Raw genomic sequence first — 17,297 nt, forward strand, 5'->3', positions numbered from 1 at the left:
CTGGTGAATAATGGTGTGTAAAGTTCTTCCACTCTCGACTTCTGTGATTTTGGCTGTTTTGTCATCGCTGCCAGTAGCCAGGTAACGTCCGTCAAGGGAAAAGGCTGCTGCCCTGACCTTACTCTGGTGAATAATGGTGTGTAAAGTTCTTCCACTCTCGACTTCTGTGATTTTGGCTGTTTTGTCATCGCTGCTAGTAACCAGGTAACGTCCGTCAAGGGAAAAGGCTACTGCCCTGACCCTACTCTGGTGAATAATGGTGTGTAAAGTTCTTCCATTCTCGACTTCTGTGATTTTGGTTGTTTTGTCATCGCTGCTAGTAGCCAGGTAACGTCCGTCAGGGGAAAAGGCTACTGCCCTGACCTTACTCTGGTGAGGAATTTGATTCTGCGCCCTGATCGTTTGGGTAATTTGTTGCAATGCTGAAATTGGACTATAGGCGACATACTCAGTCACAGATTGATTAATCACTTGAGAGTACAACTCTTGAGTGATTTGTAGGGCAAAAACAAGAGTCTCTAACTGCTGACTGGGTACATTCTCAAATTGCCGTAGGACTTTAATACCCAACCGTTCCCATCGAATACTGTCTAGGGCGAGTTTGCGTTCTACCCTAGCTCGATACACCAACCCACCTGTACCAGCAATAATCAGCACTGAGGCCAGAGATGTGAACCTTAATTGCCAACGGCTCTGCCGTACCCTCTTCTCAATCTCAGCTAAACTGCGTTCCGCTTCTTCCCGTTTGGTTTGCTCCTGTTCCAGTTTCTCCTGCAACTGTCGTAGTTCCGGTGCTTGCTCGCGCACATAGCGCACCAAATAATCATGCACCAACTGATAGCACTGTTCCCCTCGCTCGTCTATCGACAGCACCAACCCCGAACCCACCAATATCTTCAGCACCAGGGGTAAGTCTGCCTCCTCTATCTTTTCCCGTAACTCCCGTTCCAGTTCCGGCTCTGTCTTCACCGGACGGCGCAAGTCTTCATCCGTCAACAAAAACAACAGCCAATAGGCCGATCGCTCATGTTCTGTGCCACAATCTTCAACAACCGTCTTGATATAACGCCGCACCAGCTCCGTTTTCGGCTCCAACACCCCCTCATACAGCCGCTCGTACTCCTCCAACCGCGTAATATAACTGTCTTCCAATTGACTGCCTACAATCTGTAACTCAATCGGAATCACCTCTTCCGTCTCTCCCGCCAAATCCTGCACCAGACGCTCCAAGAGTTCCTCTTCCGGATGAAAGCTCGTCTTCTCCGTCAACCGCCGAATAATCTGCACCGCCTCCTCCGGCTGAAAATAGGACAACGGATAAGCATTCTCCTGACGCAGCACATCCCCCACCCGTTGCAGTTCCCGTTCCTCAAACAAATAATGAATATAATCCTGGCGAATCGAAATCACCACTTGCAGCTTAGGACAGCGCTCCAACCCCTCCGAGAGCAACCCAAACAGCGCCCTCCGCTCCGGCTTTGTCCGAAACCGAAAGAAAAACTCCTCAAACTGGTCAAAAATCAACACAATGCGCTCATGGGAACGCTCTGCCTCTCGCCACACCCGCAACAAATCCCCCTCAGTCCACCCATTCCCGTGCCCTGAGCGGAGTCGAAGGGCTGTTCCCTGAGCAAACTCAAAGGACGTGCCCTGAGCGGAGTCGAAGGGCTGTTCCCTAAGCGGAGCCTGTTCCCTGAGCGAAGTCGAAGGGAGCGAAGTCTGTTCCCTGAGCGGAGTCGAAGGGAACAACCCAAAGCGCTCCAACTGCTCCCCAATCTGCCCTTGCCAATCCTCATATCGCCGCAACACAATAGGAACAATCCGGTCTTGATGCACCTTCTCCTCCAAAGCCGGAACCAACCCCGCTTGCAACAGCGAACTCTTCCCCACCCCCGAATACCCATAAATCACCGTCACCACATGAGACGTATCCAATATCCGCTCCACCAACTCCTGAACCGCTTCCTCTCTCCCAGCCGCCCGAATTTCCGTCGCCACCCCCCGTTGATGGGGTCTGGGTTTCAAGCGACTCGCCCCCACAAACCCGCGAAAATTATACTCAAACTCCGCCGTCCGTAACTCCCGCTTCACCTCATAGGCTTCCCAATAGTCCTGACGCTCAAACAACAACGCTCTCAACAACTCCAACGCTTCCACATGCAGCCTCGGCGCACGTTCTACCCCCAACTCCCGTACCTTCTGTACCCTCTGCAATTGCTCAATAGCTGCATCCCTCTCTCCCCGACGGCGATAAACTTTTGCCAAAATCAACCGCGACAGCACCATATAATATTGAGTCGAGTCTTCTGGAGCTTCCTGTAATACCTTCTCGCTCCACTGCTCTGCCTCCTCCCAATGCTCCTGCTCAAACGCCACCTCTGCTAACACCGAATAATCCCGCAATAGATAATACTTCGGCCATTTCTCCTCATCTTCATGGAACGGAATCACCTGACGCGCCAACTGTGCCAACAACTCCCAATGCTGCAAATAGCGCAAGATTCCCAACCAGCGATGAAACGTCCTCGCCACATTCTCCAACCTTCCCCCCTCTTCCCACAGTGCCAACGTTCGCTGCACATACCCATACGCCACCTGCCACTCAGAACCCTCTCGCCGTTGCTCCTCTACCAGTTCATTAAATAACTTCGGCGGCACAAACTGTACATTCTCCCTCGTCGGAAACGCTTTCCGAAAATAGGCATACGCCAACTGACTGCACACATAGCCTTGTTGCTCCAGATTTCCCTGCTCTTCCCACATCTCCAGCGCCCTTTGATAATGTCCAATAGCTTCCTCAATCTGGCGATTATCTCCATAAGGCACTCCAGCCAACCCCAACAACAGTTCTAGATGCGCTCTCCCTTCAGAACTCAGAGTTCCGGCTCCCTCCTCTTCGATATCCCGTTGGAGCGCTTCTAGTGCCATTGCTAGTTCTTTGGCTTCTTCCGGAGTACACATCACCCCATTCCTTTGAAAACGCTCCACCCGCTCGGCTAACCAGTCATTCAGTGCGGCTGAAGGAAGCCGAAATTGATAGTGACTTGCCCAACTTGCCAAATCCGGAGCCGATTTGAGCAACGTTTTCAAGACTCCCTGATTCACCCAAAACACCATTGGTACAGGAAACTCCCCCTTCAGAGACTCCCGCACCTGGTTCACGGATGCCAACAGTTTCTCCAGTTGCTCGACTCGCTCCCAACCCGTAAGAATTAGGGAATAGGGAATAGGATTTTCATTTCCCCCCGATGTTTCTTGATAAGATCCTTCTCGGTGCAGCGCATTTAATAAAGAAGTCTCCCCTTCCTGCAATTTCACTACCTTGATGTGTAAGGCTGACATCTTCACTAACTCATCGATTAACGCCTGCTGCAAATCACCATAATTACAACAAGCAATCATCAGCGCAAACTCACCGCGAGACACTTCAAGCATCCAGTTGAGGTTGTCTAGAATATCCAGATTTTCAGGACTGAGAGCAATCATGAGGTTAGGGAATAGGGAATGGGGAATAGGAGTTTTTTATGGATAACTTGATTTTAGTTTTTTGATGATAGTGGTTAGAATCTTGATGATGGTGGTTAACTCGTCTTGCATTGCAGTAAACTTTTTTTGAGAAACAAGTTGAGCATTAATCATAATTTTAATCCAGTATTGAGTTTCTGATGCTTCTTTAATGGCTATAGAATATTTAGAAATCAGATCGTTTCGAGATTGAGCATAAGTAGCTTCGGCACAGTTAGCTCCAATCGATGTATCACTTCTTAAAAACTGTTTAGCTCATACTTTTCCGGCATCATCATAATTCCTTTTACTCAATTCTACATAAGCGCTAATCACTCGCACCGCAAAATATTCCGTTCTCTCTTGTATAGCCATTTCCCCCATTCCCTATTCCCTATTCCCTCTATCCTCCTATCACAGCCCAAAGCACTGTATCATTGATTCAAAGCATCCAACCGCTCCAAAATCTCTAAACCCTGCGCCACATCACCCTGCATTGCCAAGGCTTGAAAGCGTGTCTGAGCATCAAACTCAGCCAGTGCCAGTGTTGAGAGTTCCTCCATTAGTTTATTCACACTCATGCCACGAGATTGAGCCAGTGCTTTCAGGCGAGAATGTTTATCATCGGGTAAACGAATAGTTAAGGTTGCCATATTATACTTACTCCATAATCAAGGCTTTAGGGGAAAGAATAGAAAGCTGGGGAAAGATGAGTTCAGCCCTCTGGAAATCTTTAACATTTTGGGTGATAATTGCCTCAGCATTTCCTGCGATCGCCAACTCAATCAAATGATTATCCCCTTCATCCCTCAAGTTTGGCCGCCATAAGTAATACACCTGAACCCATTGACTCACCGACATCAAAGCAGCCAGCAATGCTTCAACATCTACTCTCGGTAGCGGACAACGTGCCATGACTTCTGACCTCGACAGAATGGACTCATACTCCAAAAACAAAGCTATTCCCATCAGGGGTTGATACTTGCCTTGTAAGCAGGCACGAAGCACAGCACGACTGACACCATCGGCACTAATCAAGGCACTGACAAAAACATTGGTGTCAATCACAAGCTTGCTAGACATGAGCCAATGATAGCATATACGCCATCATTAGGGATGGGAATGGCGATCGCCCCTATGCCCTATTCCCCAATTGTTCCGCGCCTTCCAAAATGGGGTTGAGATCGAACCAAGAAACTCCATCTTCTTGATACTCAAATACTAAACGAGAATGAATTAATTTATCGTAATGTTCATCGCCGCTTACCTGCTGAGTCTGTTGTACCTGTCGCAACAATTCCCATTCAGATTCATCAATCTGCAACATCATATTACTGCGTCGCTGGCGGATGACAAATTCTAAACTTTCACGGATAAGTTTTCCCTTTTTACGGTCTTTAGGAATCCACTCAGTTAACAGTTGCAGTAATTCCCGGACATGACCGCCACTGGTACGACAGAGATGGTCTAAACTGGAGGAATGATCAAATATTTCTACAACTTTATTCAGTCGTTCTGCTTCAGTCAAATTGGGGAAAGCTCTGGCTAAAACCATTTGCCTCATTTTCTCCATTCCTTGAGGACAATCTTGGCGATCGCGATTCTTAAGCCGTACCATAGGCAAGAGTTTCGGTGAATCGGGATAGCGGGTTGTTAAACGGTTGTATTCATCACAAAATCGTAATGATAAGGGCATGGTATAGACTAGGTGGCATTGGAATTTTTGCAGGAATTCGGCTTGATCAATAAACAAGTATTCTTGTTGAGGACGATCCCAAGATTTTCGGGTGGCATCAATGCGGTCTAAGTTATCAACAATGACAACTAATCCTTGCTTGTTTTGTTGTTTTAAGCATTCAATGGCAGGCTGAATCAGTTCTTGGTTAATGGCTTTGATTAACTCGGTTTTCTGCGGCCCTAAAAATTGATTAAGCTTCTGTCTCAGTTGAGTATCTTCTTTCGCTTTGGCAGTAATTTTAGCAATTCCCATGCCTAATGAAAAGCCTTCTGAATTGGCTTTAACACCGATTTGAGGCAGTTTTTCAGTTTCAGGAATGCCAATTTCTGCTTCTGTGAGATTAAATTCCTTTTGTAATAAATCCGTGGTTCGGTTTAAGAATCCCCGTAGTCCTGTGGCTGGGGGAAGTTGTAGTTCTTCGAGTCCCTGGGAAATTCGACGGGCGATCGCCAATAATACATCTCCAATATCTACATCTGCTAATTCTAAGTCTTCGCTGGATTCAAAATAAATGGTATAAAATCCGGCTTCTTCCAATTCCGTTCTGAGCTTCAATAGTTCGGTTGATTTACCGCAGCCAATATGTCCAGTAAAGAGATTACAGGTGGGTTCATCGGGATAGATCTCAGTAATATGCTCAAATAACTCGGTAATAACGCGATCGCCTCTTACCTGAGTAAAATCAATATAGAGCTTTCTTTGTTCGCGATCGCTAACATCAATAGTATCGCTCGGTTTAGTCGCTTTAAGAAACCGAATAAAATCAAAGGGCATAGATTAACTACTCATGGTCTAATTCAACGAGTGGTATTGAGGGGTTTCCCTTCATCCCCCAGTAGGAGGTAAGAGAAATCCCTCTCCTGCAAGAGAGGGACTTTCAAGTTGACAAAAAAACGTGATATAAGCAGCGCAAAGGAGAGTTAGGAGAATTTTTATTGCCTATTCCCTATTGCCTCAAACAATACCATAATCCTCCTAAATACCTCATGCACTGCTATAGCACTATCCTCCAACTGAGCCAGCAGAGCCTTGAGCTGTGTAGTCGAAATTCAGGAACATAATCACAGATACAGTGGCAAAATAATAGCCAATTATCCCGATAGCTAAGTACAAGACTGCTAAGGCAGCAATCGTTAACCCAACCATACCGAGGAGACCACTAATAATACCTGCGGCAAAAGTCAAAAGTAGAATAGGGATGAAAACAGATAACCCTAAAAGTACGAATCGTCCAAATACAGCCCACCAACGACCTTTAACCAGACCTTGACTATAGCCCATGGCATCGAAACCACAATCACGTAATGCAATAGCATAGTAGGTAAAGCTGTACCGAATAGACAGCCAGATACCAGGAATGATCAATACGATGAAGCCCAGTGCAACAAGAATAGATACGACGATGCTGACAATAAACGCAATAAAAAACTTAGGGGCAGCATTTTCCAATACTGCCATCATCTCTACACTCTGACCTCGAATGGAGCGCTCAACCACATTGGGTACAGCTAGTCCAACTACGATCAACAGGACATTGCCAATGATAGCAAGCAGTATGGCTAGGCCACCAGAGAGCTGCTCTGAGAGTAAAAGGGGTAAATTAGTGATCAGCGTAAAAATGCAAAAGATTTGAATATTTTTAGTGAACTCTGACCAGCCTATACTAAGGTACTCTGGAACACCAAGTAGAGACTTTTGCAGAGAACGTTGCAGGTTTGATTCCATAATTGTAGACTTCCTTTCAATTTAATCATCAGTTGCCTGAGAGAACCTGAACCGAATAAATAGAGTATTTATAGCGCTTCACGCTAGGCAATAGGTACAAGGCAATCTAGCAATAGCTTGTATGGCTTAGAGTCTAAGGCTTCAATCTACACCTTATAGACGAAAAAAACGCTATAATCTCTGGTACACTCAGCGTATCACATCCCTTTTTGAACAAACTTTAAGATATAAATAGAAACACAGATTGGGAGGTTTAGAATCTTTTAATCATACTCTCCTCGTTAAGCAGGGGTTAAAATTATTCTAAAATGCGTAATTCTTTACGAATGTCTTCGAGTTTCTGAGTATATCCTAACGTTTGATATCCTTGTTGAGCTTCAGTTAACCAATCGAGGGCTTGGGAGCGATCGCCCATTACCTGATAAATTTGAGAGAGACCATGGGCGATCGCCGCTCGATCTTCTAAATTATCGGAAGCGATCTGATTCAAGCCTTGTTGATAATACGCTTGAGCTAGAGGAACCAGCCCCAAATTCAATAAATATAAATCCCCTAATTGTCGGTATATGCTGGCTCCCTCGATATCGTTACTCACTACTGATTCTAAATGTGCGATCGCCTCAGCGATTAAGTCAAAATTCAAATAGAGTCGCGCTAACGCTAAATGTTCAGCCGCAGGATCGAGAGACTGTTGCCGAACTTGGGCTTCTTTTAAAGAGAATTCGGCTTGTTTTTCTGGTTCTAGAATCTGGAAATGAATTCCTCCAGCCATGGGTTGTGCATCGAGAGAAGAAGCACCTTGATCTGTTTCAATTTGTAGGGTGTAGCTGATTCCCGCCTCCAGAGCGCGATCGCCAGAATATATTATTTCTGTGGGGATAGGTTCCAAACCTGCTTCTACAGAACCCACTTCTACTGTGGTGCGCCAAATCTCGACCCCATCCCCTTTCAAAATGACTGTATAGCTTTGGCTATTGGGAACTGAATGCCAACGAAAGCGAGGCGTTGAGGTTCTCAGATACGTGCGTCGAGGGCTAATAATATAGGGTACATCAGCGTGTAGTTGAAAATCCCTATCACCTCGATGAGGACAACCATAGGAACCCGGAGAACATTCAGGTTCATCTTCTGTCTTTTCAGCTTGACTGATGCAAGTATTCGGTTTTTGTTCTCCTGAAGCGATCGCCTGTAAACTTAAATTCAAACATTGGACTAACAGGGAGCCATCCGTAGCTAACAGGCGATCGCCTGCAAACACCGGCATTCCTAATCTAGCTCTTACTCTACGTCCATCTTGGCGCTCCAGTTCTCCCTTCCCTTCCACTTGCACAATCCAAGCATTGGGCAACTCATTACTCGCAGCAAAGGCGATCGGAGTAAAACTCAATACTCCAGCACTCAAGAGGGTAGTGAGTAGTAGGTCTCTCTTGATATTCATAGCTCTGTTTGGTGAGGATAGCTTTGTTACTTATCATACTGTAAAATCCTTTCGTCAACATTTAATCGACATGGCAAAAGAGTAATGGGTACACAGTTTTTCCCCATTCCCTATTCCCTATTCCCTATTCCCCAAGAAATCTATTGAGTTCCTGCATCAATACCTAACTCGATATTCGAGCGACACAATTGTTGGGTGGCTTCATCTGGAATCAAGACTAGCTCTTTTTCTTCAGGATATTCTCGTTTCAGAGCCGAAACTCTCACGGTTCTGGGTAGGGGAGTGATGCGAGCTGATTTCATCTGTTCCTCTTCCATTTCATCAAACGCAATCGGCCACTCTGCTGCACCTAAATCAGAAAAGAGATAACGAACAAACTCTGAAGGCTTGCCATTAGGATAAATGAGATAAAAGCAGGAACGAGAGAGCATTTTAGGAGTCGCCATTTGAGCCATTGCAGATGAGGCTTGTTTGATGTCCGGATTCGGGGGGGCCTCACATCCGGCCAACAGGAGAGCGCCGACTAAGGTTAGTCCTAAAGTGGTTCTAAAAATCATTTTGGTTTCTCCCTATCGGGCTTATCTATAATAGTGAACAGTTAGGGGCAATTAACGTTTATTTGAGTGAAGCAGAAATGATCAATGGCAATCAGGGATTTGAAACGACGATTAACAAGGTTGTCCGGATGCCTCAAGAGAGTGAACTGTGCGATCGCGCCCGCATCCTCGGACTGAATGTCGTTAACGTCATGTGGGAAGATACCGCCCGGACTGCGGGTTCTGTCTGGGGGCCCAATATTACTGATATGACACTACAAGTGCGCCATGGCAATAATTCCCAGAAGAAAGAACTCTTACCCGTTATTCGCTATCCTAACTTTACCGATAAAACGGGTGATGTGCCTCTAGAGTATGTCTACCTCAAAGTCGGAAATCAACAGGGAGAAGACCTAGAGGCAATCTCGTTGAAAGAATACCTGAATAATCTCTCTGAATATATTAGTTATCCAGAGAAATATGATCCTGAAAACAAATCCCTGGTAACGGATAAGGATACCCACGTTTTAGTTAGCGCTCAAGCCTGCTTTCTTCCCATTCCTCAACAAGGGAAATGCGAGTTTAACCCGGTTCTGTTTAATTATCAATCTCGTAAGGATAGTCCGGCCGTTCTGGCGATTCTAATCACGACAGAAGGCAGTAGTGCAACTGTACTCGATAATAATAGCGATCGCGCCCAATGGGGACAAAATGTCTATTTCAACAACAACGGTCAAAAGACTTGCCTCACGGGAGAGCGCCTAAGCGACTACAAAGACCACCAAGCCCAAGAACTTGCCACTCGTCAAGGCATTTCCCTAGAAGAAGCTCGTAGCCAAGTCACCGTTGCCGAAGATGTGAATAGGGTAATGATTGTGCAAGTTCCCTTAAAACAAAAACAAGATTCTCCCTTCCTGTCTATGGCTGCTGGTAGCTGTGATTTTATGCTAGAGGAGAAGTGCCGGGGGATAACCTTGGGAGAGAGCGATATGGAAGATGCCGTCATTAGTCATGGAGAGGATGAAGGCGAACATTTAGAACTTGGGGGTTACAAACTCGAACGAGACCCCAACTATCCCATCCGTATCACCGTACAGTTCTATAAAGCCACCAGCAACGGCATTATTGATGACGAAGATTTAGTCAATATCCATAACTGCATTGAAAAAGCCTATACCAGTGCCGATTATATCGGTTCTTTAGTCGTTGGAACCCTAGAAAAAGGCCACCTAGGAATGGGTGAAGCGCGTCCCACCCAACCTGCACCTTCTACCAAACCGGTTCTTGGGCCTCCGAAAGACTTTTTACAAGTGGTGAATCCTTTTGCTCCCCACGAGAAGCCAAAAACATGACTATAGCCCTTCGCGCTAGGGAATAGGCAATAGGCATTGGTAACAAGTTAAGGCTGTACACTAGTTGTCAAAAGAGATCGGGCTGGGTATTCTTGACGAGATTGGTAGGAAGAACAAGAACCGAATTAACCCAGTATGGTATTAGCGCAACAACATTTTCAACATTTGTGAATAGTCGATGCTTCGACTTGAGAAGCCTTGTTTCGGAAACTTACAGTGCTTCGCGCGGTAATAGGTAATAGGAAAACCATTTTTCACGCTATAATGTCCATTCTTCAAGCTTTTCATCGGAAAGCACTCTCAAGGAAAATTTCGATTACTGTACCTCATAACATCGAAAAATGCTGTAAGAGCTTAGAAACGACTCCCTTGGGTCAGTTAGGAGGCCGGATTTGTGCTGTGGTCGATTTAGACACTCGTTTACCAGTAGACACTTGGTGTTCTCAAAACCCCTACTAACATGAAACTTATTTTACGCAGTCTCTGTTAACCTGAGTTCGAGTTAAGCAGAATGTTGACAAAGCAGTTCACTGGGCTACGGTGACGGGAGTGTTCAATTTGAGAAATATTCTTCAGTTGGCCAATCACCGTAAAAAGTCGCCATAGCTATCTTTGAGCTGTCTGGTCACCCTGTAAAATTGGCTGAATCAGTAAACGAAGAGTATTCAAGACACTTTTCCACTCACCAGAGTGATGCGACTGTGAGGCTTCAGAATCATCCATTTGAGCTTTAGAGCTTTCTGCATTCTGCAATGCTAAACTCTTTAATGACAAAAAGGGTTGACTATTCAAGCTAATCATGAGGTAAGCACTCAGGATCATCTCCCACCATTTTTCAATTTGGACATATTGAGTTAATCGATAATCCGCCCAGCCCAATTCTTGTGTACATTTTCTAAACCCATATTCTGACCAGTTGGTCAAACTATAAAGGTTGCTAATGCTCTTTTTCATCTGATTCCTGGTCTCTTGAATATTGGTTATCATCCAAAACGTTGAATTTTCTGGCAGAGTAGAAATATCTGTAGTTAGTTGCCAATAGGTTTGCGCTCTTCGACGATCAAATATAATCTCTCTAACATACCGTTTTTCTGCTGTTGGATCGCCAAGAAATCTGGAAAATTTGTACCACTTATTCTCTCTAACTTTTTCATGACTGGGTATTAGGGCTGCCCGATCGCTCCTCATGAACAAAAGATAGCATAAGTTATAGTCCTCTAATTTGCTCACAAATGTCCCACCTTCTCTAGGACAAATATCCGCCAATACTAATTCAATATTCAAGCCATAATTCCTGAGTTCATCAATCATCTGTGAAGCAATTTCAAGCTTACTTCTATATATGTCTCCTTCCTTTAATGTCCCTTGAGGCTTAAAGACTTTACACAGGAGTGGAAAGGTAATATTTTTGTAGACTCCATAAGCATTGACGGCGACTATCCCTCGATCTATTTTTCCCACACTTCCTAAGTATTGCCTAGCCACATAATCGGTTTTCTTTCCTTTTTTTTTATCTCCTATTTCATCAATGATTACCGTGATTTTATCGTCTTTTAATGCTTCTCGAGTTTTTCTTAATCTGAGGTTTCTTAATTCTCCGACAGACCAAGGAGAATTGGCTATAAAATGGTGTAATGATTGAGGGGAATTGATGCCAACTGCTTTGGCGATTTCTGGAAAGGATTTTTTCTTAATGGGTGAGATAATTCCTATATGCAAGTATTTAAAATATTCATAACTTCTCACTTCACCAAAAATCTCTTTATAACTTTCACAATATTGATCTACTACAGCAGCTGTTTTTTCTGGCGATCGCGGCAAATGTTTTAAGATCTGTAACTCTACATCCATTGCGCTGTCTCCTTTCCAGCCATTGATACTCTACATTATTCTATCTTAATTCCCAAAGAGTGACAGAAGAGGGATAGAAGCAAAAGCGTACAACCGAATAGAGAAGGCTATTAATGTCCTAGGAGAGTACTATACAATGGGGTCTATTCTTATATCGTGTCAGGGAGTTCAACTCAAGTTCCCCCATGTCTGAAGTGCCCAAATCAAAGTCTTCTGGTCTGAGACTGGTTATTTTTGCGGCGATCGCCTTTTTCCTCTTTAGCCTCACCCTGACCTTGCACCGCCATTATACTTTTTATTCCACCTACAATCAGGGATTATTCAATCAGATGTTCTGGAATAGTCTCCATGGGCGTTTTTTTAATACTTCTCTGGGTTCCGTACTATCGGCGGAAATCATCTATGAAGGCGAGATTCCCACCGTCACTCACAATCACTTAGGACAGAACTTTACACCGGCAATGCTACTTGGGTTGCCTCTCTATGCTCTCTTCCCCCATGGCGTGATATTGATTGTCATTCAAGTTATCTTAGTTACGGCTGCGGGCTTGGTGCTGTATATCTTAGCCAGAGAGTATCTAAACCCCCCAGTTGCTGCCATGATTGCCTGTAGCTTTTATAGTGCCACGGCTGTACTTGGGCCAACTTTAGCGGATTTTCACACGATTAGTCAATTTCCTCTCTTAGTTTTTAGTGCCTTACTTGCCTTAGAAAAACGTTGGTGGTGGCTCTTTGCACCTCTCATTCTGTGGATATTAGGTGTGCGCGAAGATTCAGGATTTATTATTTTTGGTATCGGCGTGTATTTAATCCTTAGTAAACGCTATAGCCGGTTAGGAATTGGGTTATGTACATTGAGTTTTGCCTATATTTTAATCGTCACGAATACCCTTATGCCCCAATTTTCTGCCGATGTGGATCAGCGATTTCTGATGGATAAATTTGGGCAATATTTGAAAACAGATGAAGTCTCCGCAGTTCAAGTACTGTGGGAATTAATTAAACATCCAGGAAAACCCCTAACCTATTTAGTTCATCAGGTCTTACCTTTAGCATTTATTCCGATGGTTTCTCTGGCAGCTTGGTGTATTTCCGGTTTCCCTTTACTGCTCGTACTTCTAGGTCAGGGATTATCGAGGTTAGCGATTACTGCACCCTATGCCATGGTGGGAGTTCCTGGTTTGTTTTATGGGGTAATTCTCTGGTGGTCTGGCCAAGATTTTCATCATTTTACTCGCAATCCCCATACACTTTATTCTCGGCAGTTAACACCCCGATTTCAGAAGATTTGGTCAGGATTTATGATCCTCTCTATTTTGCTGACGATTATGGCAAATCCGAGTCACGCCTTTTATTTTCTGGTTCCTGAGTCGGTTAATCCCTGGATTTTTGTTTCTTTACCGGAACAATGGAAACATGCCGGTACAATTGAGTCCATCATTGATCAAATTCCACCAGATGGGAGTGTGTCGGCAACCCAAGAAATTATTCCCCATCTTTCTGGAAGACCGGAGATTATTCGCCTGCCGGGAATTGAGTTAAGAAATGAACAGGAAGATCGCTTGCAAGTGGAGTATTTAGTAGCTGATCTGTGGCGCTTGCAACGCTATCAATCCGCTTTTACCCAAGAGCGCCACTTGCTTTACTATAATGTAGTCCTGATTGATGCGCTATTGCAACAGCGCAGTTATGGGATTCTGGAGTTTGAGGATGGAGTTGTTTTCTTGCGCCAAAATGTAGCGAACGATCCAGAGGCGATCGCCGCTTGGTTAGCCTATCGACAAATGCTCAATCCCCTGATCCAAAATATCCACCAAGAACTCAATCCCACCTCCCCAGTGTCTTAAGCCTACCCATTACCCGTTACCCATGTCCCAAAAAATTGCCCTTATTGCCCACGATCGCAAAAAAGACGATATCGTTAACTTTGCCCAGAAACATACTAAGTTGCTCTCTTGCTATCCCCTGATTGCCACCGGGACTACCGGGGAGCGCATCGCCTCTGCCACCGGATTAACCGTAGAATGCATGTTATCTGGGCCTATGGGAGGGGATGCGCAAATTGCCGCCCAAGTCGCTACAGGTCAAGTGAGAGCGCTTATTTTCCTCATTGATCCCCTCTACGCCCAACCCCACGAACCTGATATTAATGCTCTGTTGCGGATTTGTGAAGTGCATGATGTGGCATTGGCGACGAACGTATCGACCGCAGAAGCGATCGTTACCAGTCTGCGGCGCACTCGTAGGGCACATTTAATCTTTAATCCCGTTTCCGGTCAAGGAAACTCCCACCAAGACCTATTATTGATTCGGCAGTTGTTGGAACCGTATTTCCAACTGACGGTATCCATGACTACACCGGATGAGGGGCCGGAAGTCCTCGCCAAAGCGGCGATCGCCCAAGAAGCCGATCTGATCCTCGCTTCTGGCGGTGATGGCACAGTATCCGCCGTTGCTGGAGCTTTAATTAGTACAGGAATTCCCCTAGGTGTGATTCCCAGAGGAACCGCTAACGCCTTTGCCAACGCCCTCGACATTATTTCTCTTTCCAGCTTAACCCCCATTCGCACCGCTTGTGATGTCATCATTACCGGAATGACTCGCGTCGTGGATGTGGGATTATGCAATGGTCAACCCATGATTCTCTTAGCCGGTATCGGTTATGAAGCTGGAGCCATTGAAAAAGCCGATCGCGAAGCCAAAACTCGTTGGGGTCCCCTAGCCTATATCATTGCAGGGTGGAAGCAAGTTCGAGAACACGAACTCTTCGAGGTGGAAATGGAAGTTGATGGCGTGCTGAAAACCTTTCAAGCAGGAGCCATTACCATTGCCAACGCGGCTCCCCCAACCTCTGTCATGGCTCAAGGTATGGGTCAAGTCCTGCCCAATGATGGCTTATTGGAAGTAGTCATTATTACGGCTGAGACCAAACTGGCCACCGTGGATGCCATGATTGATTTATTTGGTTCTGGACTGACCAAAACTCCCATTCAACGGGAAGATACCCTAGGAGTACGCACGCGCAAAGTTAAAGTCGCTACTCATCCTCCTCAAAAAGTCGTCTTAGATGGAGAAATTATTGGCACAACCCCTATTGAAGTCGAATGTATTCCTCAAAGCTTAACGGTACTTGCACCGCCACCCAATCAAAGAATCAATGATTAACCCATTGAAGACGTATGTTAACCGCTTCATAGCCACTCATCATTGCCAAGAAAGAGAACCCAAGTTACAACAGCCATAATAAGGCATCAGAGGGAAGAGCAGGCGATGAAGATTTTATTGGTCGAAGATGATGAAGCCCTAGCTGAATTGTTAAAAAATGAACTTACTGCTCACCATTACTTGGTGGATGTGGCTTTTGAAGGGAACTTAGGATGGCAGCTTGCTGAAGGCATTATCTACGATTTAATTTTACTGGATGTGGGATTGCCTCAGTTAAATGGTATTGAATTTTGCCAGAAACGACGCAAAAAAGGCGATCGCACCCCCATTCTATTAATGACTGCTCAAGACTCTAGCAACCAAAAGGTGACAGGTTTAGATGCAGGCGCTGATGATTACCTGACTAAACCGTTTGACTTACCGGAACTTCTGGCTCGAATTCGCGCTCTGTTGCGCCGGGGAAATAATACTCGACTCCCCATTCTCACCTGGGGTAAGTTACGTCTCGATCCCGGTAAATGCCAAGTGATGTATGGGCAAAATCAACTCAAACTGACAGCGAAGGAATATGAATTGCTGGAACTCTTTTTGCGTCATCCGGAACGTATTTTTAGTCAAAGTGCAATCCTCGATCATTTGTGGTGTTTTGATGACCCCCCGTCCGAAAATGCGGTACGCACCCATATCAAAAGTTTACGCCAAAAACTTAAAAAAGCGGGTACTGCGAACGATTTAATTGAGACGGTATATGGTTTAGGTTATCGCCTCAAGGCTAGAAATCAAGAGTCCTCTGCCACCCAAAACTCGGGCATTCCTCCCGCTTTTCTCCCTATTTGGGAGCGGTATCAGCATCAATATTGCGATCGCCTCAAAGTCATCCAAACAACCCTAGATCATATACCCACTGGTTTCCTCAATCCGGATTCCTTACATGATGCCATTCGAGAATCCCATACCCTGGCAGGTTCCTTGGGTAGCTTTGGTCTCACTCGGCTCTCCGAAGTAGCCCGGCAAATCGAGCATACCCTGAAAACCGCTCAAGATCGAACAATGCTCCGAGAAACCATAGCGCCTCAAATTGAGGAATTACATCAAGGTCTCACCCAGAATAGCCCAGAAAAACCGACCTCTCCCCCACCAGAGATTCCCTTACCCCATATTCTGACGATCGAACCCGATCCCATTTTTGCCCAAGCTCTTAAAGAACAAGCAATACGCGCTCACTTCAATCTGAAAATGGTGTCTACCCTATCAGAGGGGAAAGAGCAAATGCAGCAACAGCGACCGGATCTGATTTTACTGGAGTTATCCCTACCGCAAACTTCCCGCACTCAAGTTTTAGAATGGATTACGTCCCTTTCTAGCGCTCAACCTCCCATTCCGGTGGTGGTTGTGACCGAGCAAAATACCCTAAACGATCGCGTGGCGGTAGCTAGAGCAGGAGGTGAAGGGTTTCTACAAAAACCCATTCTGGCACAGGAGGCGATCGCTTCGGTGCGTCCCTTTTTAAAAGGAGATCAAACCCAATCGCCCCAACTGCTCATTGTCGATGATGACTGCCAACTGTTGGCTTATTTGGAAGAAATCCTCACACCTTGGGGTTTTGAGATTACTTCTCTTGACCATCCCCAAGCCTTTTGGCACATCCTACAACAGATCCAACCTGATTTAGTGCTGCTGGATATTGAAATGCCTGAAGTGACGGGAATTGAACTGTGTCAAGTGCTGCGGAATGACCCTCAATGGATGGCGCTTCCGGTGTTGTTTCTATCGAGTCATCAAGATTCCGAAACCATTCAACAGGTCTTTCTTGCAGGAGCGGATGATTATATCCAAAAACCGATTGTAGAACCCGAGTTAATTGCTCGCATTCTCAATCGGTTAGAGCGCCGAAAAGTAGGGTCGAAAGGCCGTTCACCTCTACAGGTTCAGCGATATTTGCACAGCAGCTAACCCACCCGTGAACAGAGATACAATAAAAAGATTCG

General features: G+C 45.4%; 12 protein-coding genes and 1 pseudogene. 4 read left to right on the forward strand and 9 right to left on the reverse strand.

All coding sequences use genetic code 11. The annotated features are described in order from the left end of the window. From PN466_RS08860 to PN466_RS08895, 8 genes and pseudogenes are all read right to left on the reverse strand, one after another. The coding region (locus PN466_RS08860) for an nSTAND1 domain-containing NTPase (protein ID WP_278003036.1) at positions 1-3,486 on the reverse strand (3,486 nt) is incomplete at its 3' end. Positions 3,487-3,522: 36 nt separating this feature from the next. Further along, positions 3,523-3,765, reverse strand: a pseudogene (locus PN466_RS26275) (four helix bundle protein); the annotation flags it as partial. 173 nt (positions 3,766-3,938) lie between these two features. Continuing rightward, positions 3,939-4,157 (reverse strand): toxin-antitoxin system HicB family antitoxin, encoded by a 219-nt coding sequence (locus tag PN466_RS08870; RefSeq protein WP_271938816.1) that lies wholly within the window; start codon positions 4,155-4,157, stop codon positions 3,939-3,941. 7 nt (positions 4,158-4,164) lie between these two features. Continuing rightward, entirely contained in the window at positions 4,165-4,587 is a 423-nt protein-coding gene (locus tag PN466_RS08875; protein ID WP_271938819.1) for a putative toxin-antitoxin system toxin component, PIN family, read from the reverse strand. A gap of 52 nt (positions 4,588-4,639) precedes the next feature. Beyond that, positions 4,640-6,016 carry an ATP-binding protein gene (locus PN466_RS08880; protein ID WP_271938822.1) on the reverse strand — a complete coding sequence of 459 codons (1,377 nt, stop codon included), beginning with the start codon at positions 6,014-6,016 and terminating at the stop codon, positions 4,640-4,642. A gap of 228 nt (positions 6,017-6,244) precedes the next feature. Further along, positions 6,245-6,967, reverse strand: coding sequence for a hypothetical protein (locus tag PN466_RS08885; RefSeq protein ID WP_271938826.1), 723 nt, complete (start codon positions 6,965-6,967; stop codon positions 6,245-6,247). Positions 6,968-7,265: 298 nt separating this feature from the next. Beyond that, entirely contained in the window at positions 7,266-8,405 is a 1,140-nt protein-coding gene (locus PN466_RS08890) for a hypothetical protein (RefSeq protein ID WP_271938828.1), read from the reverse strand. Between the two features lie 140 nt (positions 8,406-8,545). Beyond that, the gene (locus PN466_RS08895) at positions 8,546-8,962 is read right to left on the reverse strand and encodes a hypothetical protein (RefSeq protein ID WP_271938831.1); all 417 of its coding nucleotides are present in this window, start codon (positions 8,960-8,962) and stop codon (positions 8,546-8,548) included. 62 nt (positions 8,963-9,024) lie between these two features. On the opposite strand from PN466_RS08895, the gene PN466_RS08900 reads away from it, so the two are divergent. Beyond that, a complete protein-coding gene (locus PN466_RS08900) occupies positions 9,025-10,293 on the forward strand; it encodes a hypothetical protein (protein ID WP_271938833.1) in 1,269 nt (422 codons plus the stop codon). A 606-nt stretch (positions 10,294-10,899) separates the two neighbouring features. On the opposite strand, the gene PN466_RS08905 is transcribed toward PN466_RS08900, so the two are convergent. Then, the gene (locus PN466_RS08905) at positions 10,900-12,144 is read right to left on the reverse strand and encodes an IS701 family transposase (RefSeq protein WP_271938836.1); all 1,245 of its coding nucleotides are present in this window, start codon (positions 12,142-12,144) and stop codon (positions 10,900-10,902) included. Between the two features lie 185 nt (positions 12,145-12,329). Here PN466_RS08905 and PN466_RS08910 point away from each other — a divergent pair, with 185 nt between their 5' ends. The 3 genes from PN466_RS08910 to PN466_RS08920 all read left to right on the forward strand — a co-directional run bounded on the left by PN466_RS08910 (position 12,330) and on the right by PN466_RS08920 (position 17,262). Further along, complete coding sequence (locus tag PN466_RS08910; protein ID WP_271938838.1) at positions 12,330-13,991, forward strand: DUF2079 domain-containing protein; 1,662 nt, start codon at positions 12,330-12,332, stop codon at positions 13,989-13,991. Positions 13,992-14,013: 22 nt separating this feature from the next. Continuing rightward, on the forward strand, positions 14,014-15,309 hold the full coding sequence (gene mgsA, locus PN466_RS08915; RefSeq protein WP_271938840.1) for a methylglyoxal synthase: 1,296 nt from the start codon (positions 14,014-14,016) through the stop codon (positions 15,307-15,309). Between the two features lie 105 nt (positions 15,310-15,414). After that, on the forward strand, positions 15,415-17,262 hold the full coding sequence (locus PN466_RS08920; RefSeq protein ID WP_271938842.1) for a response regulator: 1,848 nt from the start codon (positions 15,415-15,417) through the stop codon (positions 17,260-17,262). The last annotated feature ends 35 nt before the right edge of the window (positions 17,263-17,297 follow it).

Source organism: Roseofilum reptotaenium CS-1145 (genome assembly GCF_028330985.1).
Lineage (GTDB): Bacteria > Cyanobacteriota > Cyanobacteriia > Cyanobacteriales > Desertifilaceae > Roseofilum > Roseofilum reptotaenium.

What these genes read in the sequence shown, in the direction of transcription:
- PN466_RS08910 (WP_271938838.1), top strand. Translation starts at nt 12,330, where the DNA reads ATGTCTGAAGTGCCCAAATCAAAGTCTTCTGGTCTGAGACTGGTTATT.
- PN466_RS08875 (WP_271938819.1), bottom strand. Translation starts at nt 4,587, where the DNA reads ATGTCTAGCAAGCTTGTGATTGACACCAATGTTTTTGTCAGTGCCTTG.
- PN466_RS08905 (WP_271938836.1), bottom strand. Translation starts at nt 12,144, where the DNA reads ATGGATGTAGAGTTACAGATCTTAAAACATTTGCCGCGATCGCCAGAA.
- PN466_RS08890 (WP_271938828.1), bottom strand. Translation starts at nt 8,405, where the DNA reads ATGAATATCAAGAGAGACCTACTACTCACTACCCTCTTGAGTGCTGGA.
- mgsA (WP_271938840.1), top strand. Translation starts at nt 14,014, where the DNA reads ATGTCCCAAAAAATTGCCCTTATTGCCCACGATCGCAAAAAAGACGAT.
- PN466_RS08880 (WP_271938822.1), bottom strand. Translation starts at nt 6,016, where the DNA reads ATGCCCTTTGATTTTATTCGGTTTCTTAAAGCGACTAAACCGAGCGAT.
- PN466_RS08920 (WP_271938842.1), top strand. Translation starts at nt 15,415, where the DNA reads ATGAAGATTTTATTGGTCGAAGATGATGAAGCCCTAGCTGAATTGTTA.
- PN466_RS08870 (WP_271938816.1), bottom strand. Translation starts at nt 4,157, where the DNA reads ATGGCAACCTTAACTATTCGTTTACCCGATGATAAACATTCTCGCCTG.
- PN466_RS08885 (WP_271938826.1), bottom strand. Translation starts at nt 6,967, where the DNA reads ATGGAATCAAACCTGCAACGTTCTCTGCAAAAGTCTCTACTTGGTGTT.
- PN466_RS08895 (WP_271938831.1), bottom strand. Translation starts at nt 8,962, where the DNA reads ATGATTTTTAGAACCACTTTAGGACTAACCTTAGTCGGCGCTCTCCTG.